The sequence below is a fragment of the Paenibacillus sp. NPDC056933 genome (assembly GCF_042674385.1).
Taxonomy (GTDB): Bacteria; Bacillota; Bacilli; order Paenibacillales; family Paenibacillaceae; genus Paenibacillus.
Map to the genome: position 1 here is coordinate 1,937,219 of NZ_JBHUQN010000001.1, position 12,768 is coordinate 1,949,986.

The window sequence follows — 12,768 nt, forward strand, 5'->3', positions numbered from 1 at the left end:
CAAGGTTCCGATTATACTCTTGCGTGATCAGGGAGAGGAGAGATTCACATCCGCAGATGTGTCATTAGTGATATTCATGGCTGTTACGACGAATTCAATGCTCTGCTTGAGCAGGCAGGATACGATCCGAAGCAAGACGAGCTGATTTTGTTAGGTGATTATGTCGACCGCGGGCCGAAGAGCAAAGAGGTCGTGGAACAGATTATGCAGATGCATGAGCAGTACAACATTATTGTGATCAAAGGAAATCATGATGCGATGATGGTCAACGCGCTGAACCATGATGTCGAGGAATATGACAAACACTGGATTCGTAATGGAGGCTTACAGACGCTGGCCAGCTATGTAGAGGTCTCTTTGGACGATGAGCAGTTGGACTGGGATGTTTATACTGAAGCCAAACAGTGGCTCCGCACACACTATGAGCATCATCTTCGTTTTTTGGGACAGCTTCCCCTTGTATATGAAATTCCTGGTTATATCTTTGTACATGCCGGGATTAATCCGGATGTGGAGGATTGGCGGACCCAGTCAGAGCGTGACTTCATTTGGATTCGGGAGCCGTTCTATTCAAGACCAACTTCGCTCAAAGAGACAGTGGTATTCGGTCATACGCCAGTCAAAAATTTGCATCACGAGCCAGGTGTCTGGTTTGACCCAAGTGGGGACAAGATTGGCATCGATGGTGGATGTGCTTATGGTGCTCGATTGAACTTGCTGGAAATTAGCGAAGATGGAAGGGTACAGTCCTTTTTTGTGGAAAGGGGAGAGACCCGCGAGGGTCCCGAGGTTTAATCCACGCGGCGAATTTCAAATAAATCATTGGGTGTGATATCGAAGTATACACAGAGTTTAACAATGAGGGATGCAGAAATCTTTTTCTTATCCATATTGGTGTTGTGCAACAGTTCCATAATGGTTGTTCGGCGATGTCCAATTTCTTCTGACAACTTGAGGACAGACATATTGTTGTGCTTTTTCAAAATCTCATCGAGTTTGCAGTGTAGTGTGACTTTATCGAAATCCATAGTGATCCTCCAGCAAGAATTATTTAAAAGTTTTAGTTGGAGATAGGTTACCTTTAAACAAAAGTATAAATTAAATCCGATTGAAGCTCTAACCTTTTACTTTCTGGAGAATGTGGATTGGTTTACATACCGGCAATGGATCGAAGCTGGGGGAACAGCAGAATTGTGCATTCGTTTACGGAATGATAATCCATATATAAGCCTAACTGAAGCTATCGAAAAGGCGGAACAGAATTTATGCTCACTGTGAGTATAAAGGCAAAACCCTGACACGATTTTGTAATTAATTCGCTGTAAAGGGATTGGAATTAAGCCTTATTAACGCTATAATCAGTAAGGGTATGATTGAAATAGTACATTTTATTCATCTAAATCAGAATTGACGGAGGGCTATTAATATGGAAAAAGCATTAATCTTCGGTCACAAAAATCCCGATACGGATACGATCTGCTCGGCCATTGCCTATGCAGACTTGAAAACAAAATTGGGTCAGGACGTTGAAGCTGTTCGTCTCGGCGAAGTAAACGGCGAAACTCAATTTGCACTGGATCAATTCAAAGTGGCAGCGCCACGTCTGATCAAAACAGCAGCCAATGAAGTAAACAAGGTCATCCTGGTTGACCACAACGAGCGTCAGCAAAGTGTGAGCGATATTGAGGAAGTGACTGTTGTTGAAGTTATCGACCATCACCGGATCGCGAACTTTGAGACAAGCCAGCCTCTGTATTTCCGTGCAGAACCTGTAGGTTGTACAGCAACCATTTTGAATAAAATGTACAAGGAAAACGGCGTGGAGATCAGCGCACCGATTGCTGGTCTGATGCTGTCCGCGATTATCTCCGACTCCCTGTTGTTCAAATCACCAACATGCACAGAGCAGGATGTAGCAGCAGCACGTGAACTGGCTGCCATTGCTGGTGTTGATGCAGACAGCTATGGTCTGGATATGCTGAAAGCAGGCGCGGATCTGAGCCAGAAAACAATCGCTGAACTGATTTCCCTGGATGCGAAAGAATTCGCAATGGGCCAAGCAAAAGTGGAGATTGCACAAGTGAACGCGGTTGACGTGAATGATGTGCTTGTGAAGCAACCTGAGCTTGAAGCAGCGATTGAAGCGATTATTTCCAGCAAAGGTCTCGATCTGTTCGTATTTGTCGTAACCGACATCCTGAACAACGATTCCGTTGCACTGGCTTACGGTGCCTCCACCAAAGCTGTTGAAAAAGCATACAATGTGACATTGTCCGATAGCAGAGCGCTGCTCAAAGGTGTAGTATCCCGCAAATCGCAGATTGTTCCGGTTCTGACCGAAGCGTTCAACTCATTGTAAGATGCTGTAAACGGACGTATAACCATTACGTTCGGATACACGATGAATATTCAGTGACAACATCAAGCCTGCTCTGATCTGTTCATAGGTCAGGACAGGCTTTTGTTGTGAAGGAGGAGGACACACGATGATCAAAAATGAAAAGATTAAGGCAACCGAGGTCGAGCTAACGGGTCTGAACGGTGAAGATCTGGGCATCATGTCCACACGTGAAGCACTTGCTCTTGCCAAGCAGTACAAAGTGGATCTGGTATGCATGTCTCTGATGACCAGCCCGCCGCCATGTAAACTGATTGGAGCTGGAGCAGCCAGAGAGGAAAAGCAGCAAGAGAAGAAGAAGGCCGCAAAATCACCGGATAAACGTAAAGTGAAGGAGATTCGACTGAACCTCCAGATGGAAGATCATGACCGGGAGACGAAGCAATCTCAGGCCCAGCGCATCTTGACGAAGGGTGACTCGGTGAAGCTCGTCATCCAGGTCCATGGAGCGAAGGAAGGAACAGCAGGCAAGGAATGGGCAGAGCAGCTGTGCAAGTCTCTGGCTGAGTATGGCAGTAAAACGACCGGTATTCAGGTAAGCGGCAAACAGGTCGTTGTACAGCTGGACCCTATTGGATAATAACATAACGATAGAACGAAATTAGCCCTGTGAAGCAACATTTATTTGCTGCTCTACGGGGCTTTTGGCATCGAGACTCTTTAATGTATTTTCCAACTTTCGATCTGGGTTCACCTCACCGGTTCATGTCCGCAAATAGCGGCTGCCTCCAATACGTACATATAACTGTCCTGGCAAGACCGGAGTGGAAGAAGCAGCATGTGCGTTGATGTTACTGTTCTTGGCGTAGCGGGATAGATATAAAAAGTCCGGATAAATGACCGTATCCATTAAATAGGCTGACACGGTACTTCCGGGAATGCGGTTCTGATTCAGTGAACGAATCATTTCTTCTCCGCTTGCAACGCCAATTCCATGTCCATAGTATAAGTCCTCACGCAGCATAATGGTGTTTTCTCCTTGCCACTCTGGTGTTTCTGGTGATACGTCTGGGTTTTTGAAGTACAGTACATCTCCTGGAAGGGCAGAATGGCTTCCATTCTTTTCCGTTAATCGCAAATCGCTGTCATAATGCCAGTCATAGAGCAGCAGGTTGTGAAATAGTGAGTTGAAGTCATCCTCACGGATGCTCCCTAATACGCCACCATATAGCACGATTACTGTAGCAGTGGCACATTCAAAGGCATACAAATGACCGTTCTTCCAGATGTCCCGAATTCCATTTGCAGGGGTCACATCGGATCTTAATTCAAAGCCTCCTTCAGCATTTCGATTCCAAAAATCCGGATTACATCTGGATTTCTCGAATGAGGCAAAGCTGACCCCGCTTCGATCCAATGCTTCCGCTGCATCAACAAGCGATTTTCGCAAATCCCATTCAAAGTGAAGATGATCCATGGATTGATACGTATAAACTGTTGGACCTGGTTGCAGCTGCTGCAACCAGTGCCATTCAAATGCAGACCAATCCGAGCTCACCAGTTCAATGGGCTGATTCGCAACAATGATCATAATCCATTACCTCCAGTACTATTTGGATGTTCAGCCTTGTTTAAAAGGGTATGCACGCGTATTCTGTAGTATATGACCCCAGTTGTGCGGTTTTGTTTATATTTGTTTATATACAAAAGGAGCCAGTGTGGACATATGGTAAAACGTGTCGATTATTGCCCAGAATTTCGCTGATATCGTTTATACCTCATCACATTTGGGGTAGTACTCTTATAGATGAAGTTATGTTCAGGTCGATCTGTTCATACGGAATATATTCAGATTCCCGGTAAAGGAGGATATGCGGTGTCGAATTCACTTGCAGAGAATCGTTCTCTGTTCGAACAACTATACACACATGCACCAATCGGCATTGCTGTAGCGTCGCATGTGAACGGACGTTGGCTCCAGCTTAACCCGGCATTTTGCGAGATGTTGGGATTTATTGAAGATGAATTAATGAATTCTCCGATTGTACATATGATCTATGAGGAAGATGTGGACATGGAGGAATTTCGATCCGGGTTATTGGATATGACTAATGGGCTAAGTCTGATGTATGAAACCGAGTTGCGGCTTAAGCGCAAGGATGATTCTTTATTGTGGGCGACGGTAAGAGCCTGCATTGTTAGGGATGAGGTCAGCGGTGAGCCCCTTTACTTACTAGTACAGGCAAAGGATATTACGAAGCAGAAGGATGCTGAAAATCGACTGATTATCCAGCGTAAACAGCTGGAGGAGAGCAGCCAAATCTCCAGATTGCTGGCCGAATCTTCGCTTGACCTGATTGCCATACATCATGCTGATCCGGAGCGGACGTTCAAGTATGTATCTCCAGCCAGCAAAAGCATGTTGGGTTATGAGCCGGAAGAAATGATTGGTCAATCTGGCTTGTTCTGCATTTATCCCGACGATTTGCCTCTCGTCGAGGCTTACGTGGCTGGTCAAATTCAGGGTCTTGCTCCTGATCGTATGAGCTATCGGCTCCAGCATAAGGACGGTTCTGTTGTGTGGGCGGATACCATCTCTCATTATGTTTATGACAAACAGGGGAATCTTCAGGAAATGATCGCAGTGACACGTGATATTACAGCGAGCAAGCAGCAGCAGTTAAGTCTTCAGGAATATACATCGTTGTTTGACTGTAACCCGTTGGGAGTGACTTCACTCGATCTGGAGGGGAACTTGTTGAAGGCTAATGCAGGCCAGGAACAATTAACAGGTCATTCCAAAGATGAGCTGCTTAGCAGGCCCTTTGATCACCTCATTGATCCGGTAGATCTGGATAAGACGAGGTATCATTTTGAACAAACCGTGAAGGGAAAGGCACAGAGCTATGAGATCGGGCTGATTCACAAAGACGGACAGCGTATTGAAACGAGTGTCATTAATGTTCCGATTTTGCTTGAAGATCGAGTCGTCGGCGTTTATGGAATAACCAGTGATATTACAGAGTCCAAAAGATATGTAGAGGAAATTGAAAATCTCAGTTACGAAAGAGCGTTGATCCTTAATGCTATGTCAGAGGGGGTCATTGGCCTCGATCAGAATGGAAACGTGATATTTGCCAATCCCATTGCAGCGGAGATGATGAGTTTCTGCCCATCTGAAATAAATGGCAAGCCGCTTGATCAGATTATGTTACAAATGCAAAGCGAAGGTATTCCTTATCCGTCGAATGGCACTCCAATTCTTCAAGCGGTACGTGAGGGGCGAACCCTGCCGCGATCAGAGTCAGTATTTTGGAGGCAGGATGGCTCCAGCTTCCTGGCGGAGTTCCAGTTGAAACCGATGATGGATCTGGGTCACAACCGTGGTGCTGTACTCGTTTTCCGCGATATGACATCAGTGAATGACATCATTCGTGCCAAGGAATTAGCAGAACATGCGGACCGAGCGAAATCCGAGTTCCTGGCGATTATGAGCCACGAGCTTCGTACACCTCTGAATGGAATTATGGGAATGGCACATTTGTTAAAGGAAACAGAGCTGGATGAGGAGCAGAATGGCTTCGCTGATATCATCATTGACAGTGGTGAATCACTGTTGTATATCTTGAACGAAATCCTGGATTTCAGCAAGATTGAGGCAGGGAAAATGGACCTGGAACGCCAGCCCGTTGACATCCAAGCCGTTCTTGGCGGGGTCATGGAACTATTTGCGCTTAAAGCTTCGGAAAAAAATATTGAACTATACTGCGAGATGTCAGAACAAATTCCTGAGCGTGTAAGAGGCGATGAAACACGGATTCGCCAGATTCTTATAAATCTGGTAGGCAATGCTGTGAAATTCACGGAAAAGGGAAGCATTCAGGTTCAGGTAAACGTCGAACCTGCGGAGTGTTATGATGAGAATCACCTTATCATGTCATTTTCGGTCAAAGATACGGGGATTGGCATTCCATTCAATAAGCAGCATCAACTGTTCCAGTCCTTTTCACAGCTCGACCCGTCTATTAATCGCAAATACGGAGGCACAGGTCTGGGGCTCGCCATCAGCAAGAAATTGGTAGAACTCATGGGCGGTGCCATTGGTGTAGAAAGTGAGACTGGAGAGGGGGCAGATTTTCACTTCACTCTGCTACTTGAACGATGGCAAGATGAATCCACTGATCCGATTGAGAAGGTTCCTGACAACGACCTGAATCTGGATCGAACAAGCCTTGCATCAGGCATCAAAATTCTTGTGGCGGAGGATCAGGCACTGAACAGTCATTTGCTGGAGGAAATGCTACGTAAACTTGGTGGTGTATGTGACATTGTGGAGAACGGGGAAGAAGCGGTCAAAGCCATGGAAAGGGAGACATACGATCTAATATTTATGGATATTAAAATGCCTATTATGGACGGGATAGAAGCAACAGGCGAAATCAGGAAAACCCACCCTGAGATCCCCGTCATTGCTGCCATAACAGCCTTTGCAGGTCCGAATGACCGTGAAGCCTGTCTGAAATGCGGAATGCAGGATTTTATCAGCAAACCGTTTAGTTCCACGGAAATAAGTCGTGTACTCAACACCTGGGTCCCCTATATTCGATCCCATCATAATCCATGAAATCAATAAAAAATAACCTGTCCATGGAATCCAGGGGCAGGTTATTTTGACATACCATTCGTATTTGACCCTGACAGATGTCAGGACCATCCACCAATTAACCCCGAAAGGGTTACACACTCGTCATCTTCCAGTTCTGCGATCAGAGTGAGTTCTTCGTTGTCACTCGGGTCCACCGAGAACAATTCACGGCGTCCGTCTTCGTGGACAATAATGACCAGCTGATTGCCGCTTTTTGTATCAAACTGGTACTTTACTCCGATACCAGGCAATGGGCATTCCCGGATATTCATGAAACCTGTCACCTCTTTAACTTTTCCATAATTAAATTTAACCGTTCACACAGTACGGATGTATTCTACTATCCATAACACCATTTGGCAAGTCGGAAAAGAAAGAGCAGTTTTCTTATCCAAACTTGTTGAGCTGTGGATAGTTATATATTCCGACCCTGTAAGGTTCGTCTGCGACGGACGATGAACCAGATAAGTAATGCAATGATCAGCGCCAAGGCAATGCCCCCCGTAATAATGATGTTCCGAATATTCGGGACCTGTACGGTCAAATTCAGTTTATTCGGATTCATTGGGGAGACGTGCCAAATTAGCGTTTTTCCATGATCTTCGACCAGATCTGCGTTAGAATCCTGCGCTTTGATCGGCAGGGTCAGCTTGAAGTCAAAGTTTACATCTTTGAGTAACAAGTTTTTGAGAAAACGAGGCACATTGTTAATCTGGTCCTTGACCTCGCCATCAGGTATGGTTTCCATCAGGTCTGCTTCCGCTGCAATATGCAATTTGGATGTGAAGAAGCCGGGTGTAGTCGACTGCTCCACTTGAATTCCATCGGGTAAATCCAGCGTGCTAAAGGTAGAGACCGTGTTACTTTTCTCATAATGGGTTGTTGCTTTCAGCTGCTTCCGGTCGCCCTGATCCAAGACTTCGGCCTGGAAATGGTTACGTTGTAACGTATCTGCAAGCAGGGTCATGAGATTATCTTGTCCAATCTTGCCCAGAGCCGAGTCGGTTACGCTGAGATTCAGATCCAGATCGGATGATCCGTCCATATTAACCGTAACATGGGCCTCTCCATCTGCGCAGGCGGAAAGTATGGACAGCATAACAGTTAGTAAAATGGCAAGTAATAGCTGACGATAATAGGGTATTCGAGTCGACATTCATTTCAACCTTTCTGCTTATAATCCAATTCCATTTCATAGAAGTATAGTATACACCGTAAGTATGACGGATGAAACTTTGTTCATTCAAGAGCGGATGAATCTTACGATATGATTATGGACACAATTTGTAGTGTAAATTTGAAGATTTCGTATTTTTGTCAATGTTCAGTCAATTCAAAAGGGGCTTCACCGTGTAAACTGGTAGTAGTGTGAAGAAATACGGAGCAGGGGGGTTACATTCATGACATATATTATTATTATGGCTATCATCATGGTTGTGGGAATGGTCGGAATGGGCTGGTTCTACAAGATTATGGACAACGATCAACATTAGGGTGTATTGAAAAGAAACATGAAAAGACAAGCCTATAAGCTGGCTTCGCGATAGATGCGAGGCGAGCTTATTTGTATATAGCTTCCAAAAAGTCTAAAAATAGCATGAAATAATGTCGGATTTAAGTGGTATGCTTGGATATGGAAATGTTTTACACTTATATCTGTAAGCGTTTACATTAAATTACGGGAGGCTAACATTATGGGTTTGAAGATGAAAATGAGATCAGGAAAGAAAGCATGGATGCTGTTGGTCATGTCATTACTGATTGCCGCCGTTCCAATTACAGCCAGCGCAGCATCGGATTCCACAGCGTATGCCAAACTCAATTTCAGCAATAATAAGTACTACATATTTAATAATAGCTGGGGCAGTTCAAGTGTCAGTGGATGGTCCCAATCGGTGTACGTGAACAGCAATACCAATCTGGGTTACGTCTGGAACTGGCCGACAACTGCGGGTGGAGTCAAAGCTTATCCGTCTCTTGTCAGCGGATGGCATTGGACAGAGGGCTATACGCCGGGCAGCGGCCTGCCAACGCGATTGTCTGCCAACAAAAATATAAACACCGGTGTTAGCTATTCGAAGGCAGCAAGCACCAATGGGGAATATAATAACGCGTATGATATCTGGCTGCATGACATCGGCAATGCGACTTGGTCAAGCACACCTACTGAGGAGATCATGATCTGGAATGAATGGACCTCCGGTGTAGGTCCTATTGGTTCCAAAGTATTCTCGGATGTATCCATCGGTGGACTAACCTATGATCTGTATCGCGGTGAGATTACCGATAACGGTATTCATCAATGGTGGGTATATTCGTTCCTGAAAAAGTCAAAATCCCCTAACAATTTTAGCATCAACGTCAAAAACTTCACCGATTACTTGATTTCCAAAAATTACTTTACCAACAGCAAATATGTCAGCAGTGTTGAATATGGAACCGAAATTACCAAAGGCAGTGGCCAGATTAATTACTCCAATTGGTACGTGAATGTGCAGTAGCTGCTTTATTGATAACGAATACAACTGATTCTGATCCAGTGAGATGCTGCTTGGAGGGAAACCCGTTCCCTGCTGATGCAGCATCTTTTTACTTGCATGTTGTATCTAACATTATTACGTAACAAATGTAACGAGCAATGTTGGCTCCATTTGACCGATGGACAAATATTTTTCATAAAGTTGGGATTTTTAGGCTGCTCTTTTGTATAATAGGGTTTAGTTCAACTCGGGGAATCCCGAAATATGCCTAACAGGAAAGGGTGTACATAAATGAAATTTAGTGAGTATACGTATACACGTCCCGATCTGGAACATATCAAAACGTCATTTCGTCAGCTTCTGAGTGGTTTTGAAGCTGCGGCTACAGTTGAAGAGCAAAGCGGTTACATGGATAAAATTAACGCTTTGCGCAGTGATTTTGAGACGCAGGCACAATTGGTTTACATCCGTCATTCCATTGACACCAATGATACATTCTACAAGACAGAAAACGAATTTCTGGATGAAAGCTCCCCGATCATTCAAGAATACATCACCGATTATTATCGGGCATTGGTGAACTCTAAATTCCGTGCAGAGTTGGAACAAAAATGGGGTTCACAGCTGTTCCAGCTGGCGGATCTGTCCCTGAAAACATTTAGCCCGGAAATTATCGAGGATCTTCAAAAAGAGAACAAACTTTCCACGGAATACAACCAGCTCATTGCTTCGGCCAAAATTCCGTTTGAAGGTGAAGAACGCACCTTGCCGCAGTTGCATCCTTTTGAGTTGTCCACGGATCGCTCCATGCGGGAGCGCGCCTCAGAAGCCAGATATACGTTCATGGCTGAACATGAGGCCGAATTCGATCGTATTTACGACGAGCTGGTTAAAGTGCGTACACAAATCGCGAAGAAGCTGGGATATCCTTCATACGTTGAACTTGGTTATGATCGCATGAACCGTACGGATTATAACGCAGAGATGGTATCGAATTTCAGAGCACAAGTTCGTGATTATATCGTGCCTGTAGCAACGAAGCTTAGAGAACGTCAGCGCAGCCGGATTGATGTGGATACCCTCTATTATTACGATCAGGGTTTCAGCTTCAAAACGGGTAACCCGACACCGAAGGGTGACGCGGACTGGATTATTGACAATGGTAAAAAAATGTACGCTGAATTGTCACCGGAAACGGATACGTTTTTCCAGATGATGACCGACAATGAACTGATGGATCTGGTGAGCAAAAAAGGCAAACAGGGCGGAGGGTATTGCACCTTCCTGAATGATTATAAAGTGCCGTTTATTTTCTCTAACTTCAACGGTACATCCGGCGATATCGATGTATTGACTCATGAAGCAGGCCATGCTTTCCAGGTATATGAGAGCCGTGACTTTGCAGTGCCTGAGTATAACTGGCCTACGTATGAATCCGCGGAGATCCATTCCATGAGTATGGAGTTCTTCACATGGCCGTGGATGGAATTGTTCTTCAAGGAAGATACGGACAAATACAAGTTTGATCACCTGTCTTCCGGGCTGCTCTTTATTCCTTACGGTGTAGCAGTCGATGAATTCCAGCATTTCGTCTATGCCAACCCGGATGCAACACCAGCGGAACGCAAGCAGGCATGGCGCAACATTGAGAAGACGTATCTGCCACACATCAACTACAAGGATAACGCCTATCTGGAGCAGGGCGGATTCTGGCATAAACAGGGTCATATTTTCTCCTCGCCATTCTATTATATTGACTATACGCTTGCACAAATCTGTGCATTCCAGTTCTGGAAACGCAGCAATCAGGATATGAAGTCCGCATGGGCTGACTATCTGGCATTGTGCAAAGCCGGAGGAAGCCTGTCCTTCACAGGATTGGTAGAACTGGCAGGTTTGAATTCTCCATTTGAAGACGGCTGCGTGTCCTCCGTCATCGGCGATATCGAAGCCTGGTTGGACGCAGTAGACGATAAAGCACTGTAAGCGAGAAATAAAAAATAAAGGTCGAAGAGGTGAAAGGGAACGAGGAATAAACCTGACGTTACAGCATTCTGAGGCAGGGCGGATTTGAATGTATTCATTTACCTACCCTATACAAAGAATGTGAGGTTATACCATGTTGGTTTTATTGGATCAACTGTCCCAAAGGAAACAATTGGCGCCCTTCATCTCGGGTACGAACGGGCATGTGGTCATGGGTGGTGTGCTTGCAGGACTTCAATGCGGACGTGTCTATGCAGACCGGCTTCATGCTCCGGCAAGCGCACTGATCTGGGCAAAAAACGAAATGTTTTATCTGATCGGAAGTTCGGATAATGATCAGTTCAACAGGCGTGTCAGAGAAGTGCTTGTTCAGGAGCTTTTACCTGAAGCGTTAGATGCTGGCGAAGACATGCTGAATCTTGAGGTTTATCCTGAGCCAGGCTCGGACTGGTCTCCAGTCCTGCATCACATGTTCAATGGACGTCTGCGCGAAGGGTTGCGAGTTCCTTTTCAATTCAATCTTGCGAAGTATGAAAAGTGGCTGGAGAGCAGTTCCAATTCCTTATCTATTTTCCCGGGATATGCGCTTCAAGTTATTGATCGAGCTGTAATCGTGGAAGACAAAAGTCGTATCATTGAGCATGAGATCTTGAAGTTTTGGCATTCGGTGGACGACTTCATCCGGTATGGGGTTGGCACTTGCGCGGTATATAAGGGTAAAGTTGTAGGTACGTGCATCTCGGTGTTTGTCAGTGGCGTTCACCATGAAGCAGGTATTCATACCTACGATCTAATACACCGTGGCAAAGGTCTGGCTACAGCCATAGCAAGCAGCTATGTCCGCTTATTATTGGAACAGGGATGTGTTCCACATTGGACGACAGAGGATTTCCGTCATGATTCCATTGTGATTGCGGGTAAGCTTGGTTTTGAACAAGGCAGAGCCTATCCCGTCTATTATATGCCGATTCAGGAGCTTCTGCCTTAACGAATCGATGACACCTTATAGCGGGGATTAGCGCGGAATGAAAAGGCTAACGAACTCCAGACTCGTTATTCTGCGGAAAACCTGCATAAAGATTGGCGGAGTGAGCAAATAGAGGGTCTAAAATTCGTTAAATCGCCGAAGTTATAAAGTTTGACCGAATAACGCGTGCCAGGTTCGTTAAACGATCTCGACACGCTGAAGATCTGCAGGGGCTGTCCCAGGAGTCATGAACATGACCAGGGAGAGCCCTGTTTTTCGATTCGATTTGTGCAACCGAGTTCAACTTGTTCTTTTCTTTTCACACGCAGATGAGCAAGTTGCTGAAGAGCAT

The 12,768-nt window shown here is 45.3% G+C and carries 11 protein-coding genes; 7 read left to right on the forward strand and 4 right to left on the reverse strand.

Features of this window, described 5'->3' with window-relative positions:
• The first annotated feature begins 63 nt into the window (after nucleotides 1-63).
• A complete protein-coding gene (locus ACFTRD_RS08905) occupies nucleotides 64-795 on the forward strand; it encodes a metallophosphoesterase family protein (RefSeq protein ID WP_379381244.1) in 732 nt (243 codons plus the stop codon).
• Here the strand turns inward: ACFTRD_RS08905 and ACFTRD_RS08910 are convergent.
• Nucleotides 792-1,028 (reverse strand): helix-turn-helix domain-containing protein, encoded by a 237-nt coding sequence (locus ACFTRD_RS08910; protein WP_053779901.1) that lies wholly within the window; start codon nucleotides 1,026-1,028, stop codon nucleotides 792-794. The two genes, ACFTRD_RS08905 and ACFTRD_RS08910, sit on opposite strands and share 4 nt — an antisense overlap.
• A gap of 398 nt (nucleotides 1,029-1,426) precedes the next feature.
• Here ACFTRD_RS08910 and ACFTRD_RS08915 point away from each other — a divergent pair, with 398 nt between their 5' ends.
• Nucleotides 1,427-2,359 carry a manganese-dependent inorganic pyrophosphatase gene (locus ACFTRD_RS08915; protein WP_379378953.1) on the forward strand — a complete coding sequence of 311 codons (933 nt, stop codon included), beginning with the start codon at nucleotides 1,427-1,429 and terminating at the stop codon, nucleotides 2,357-2,359.
• 127 nt (nucleotides 2,360-2,486) lie between these two features.
• Nucleotides 2,487-2,978, forward strand: coding sequence for a translation initiation factor IF-3 (gene infC / locus ACFTRD_RS08920; RefSeq protein WP_379378955.1), 492 nt, complete (start codon nucleotides 2,487-2,489; stop codon nucleotides 2,976-2,978).
• Nucleotides 2,979-3,101: 123 nt separating this feature from the next.
• Here infC and ACFTRD_RS08925 read toward each other — a convergent pair whose 3' ends face one another.
• Nucleotides 3,102-3,929 carry a protein-glutamine gamma-glutamyltransferase gene (locus tag ACFTRD_RS08925; RefSeq protein ID WP_379378957.1) on the reverse strand — a complete coding sequence of 276 codons (828 nt, stop codon included), beginning with the start codon at nucleotides 3,927-3,929 and terminating at the stop codon, nucleotides 3,102-3,104.
• 285 nt (nucleotides 3,930-4,214) lie between these two features.
• Here ACFTRD_RS08925 and ACFTRD_RS08930 point away from each other — a divergent pair, with 285 nt between their 5' ends.
• Nucleotides 4,215-6,962, forward strand: a complete 2,748-nt coding sequence (locus tag ACFTRD_RS08930) for a PAS domain S-box protein (RefSeq protein WP_379378959.1) — start codon at nucleotides 4,215-4,217, stop codon at nucleotides 6,960-6,962.
• Nucleotides 6,963-7,042: 80 nt separating this feature from the next.
• Here ACFTRD_RS08930 and ACFTRD_RS08935 read toward each other — a convergent pair whose 3' ends face one another.
• Nucleotides 7,043-7,255 carry a cation:proton antiporter regulatory subunit gene (locus ACFTRD_RS08935; RefSeq protein WP_062324587.1) on the reverse strand — a complete coding sequence of 71 codons (213 nt, stop codon included), beginning with the start codon at nucleotides 7,253-7,255 and terminating at the stop codon, nucleotides 7,043-7,045.
• A 143-nt stretch (nucleotides 7,256-7,398) separates the two neighbouring features.
• Entirely contained in the window at nucleotides 7,399-8,139 is a 741-nt protein-coding gene (locus ACFTRD_RS08940) for a hypothetical protein (protein ID WP_192266716.1), read from the reverse strand.
• A 538-nt stretch (nucleotides 8,140-8,677) separates the two neighbouring features.
• Here ACFTRD_RS08940 and ACFTRD_RS08945 point away from each other — a divergent pair.
• The 3 genes from ACFTRD_RS08945 to ACFTRD_RS08955 all read left to right on the forward strand — a co-directional run bounded on the left by ACFTRD_RS08945 (nucleotide 8,678) and on the right by ACFTRD_RS08955 (nucleotide 12,437).
• On the forward strand, nucleotides 8,678-9,484 hold the full coding sequence (locus ACFTRD_RS08945) for a glycoside hydrolase family 12 protein (RefSeq protein ID WP_379378962.1): 807 nt from the start codon (nucleotides 8,678-8,680) through the stop codon (nucleotides 9,482-9,484).
• A gap of 270 nt (nucleotides 9,485-9,754) precedes the next feature.
• Nucleotides 9,755-11,449, forward strand: a complete 1,695-nt coding sequence (locus tag ACFTRD_RS08950; RefSeq protein ID WP_379378964.1) for a M3 family oligoendopeptidase — start codon at nucleotides 9,755-9,757, stop codon at nucleotides 11,447-11,449.
• 133 nt (nucleotides 11,450-11,582) lie between these two features.
• Nucleotides 11,583-12,437, forward strand: coding sequence for a GNAT family N-acetyltransferase (locus tag ACFTRD_RS08955; protein ID WP_379378966.1), 855 nt, complete (start codon nucleotides 11,583-11,585; stop codon nucleotides 12,435-12,437).
• Nucleotides 12,438-12,768: the final 331 nt, after the last annotated feature.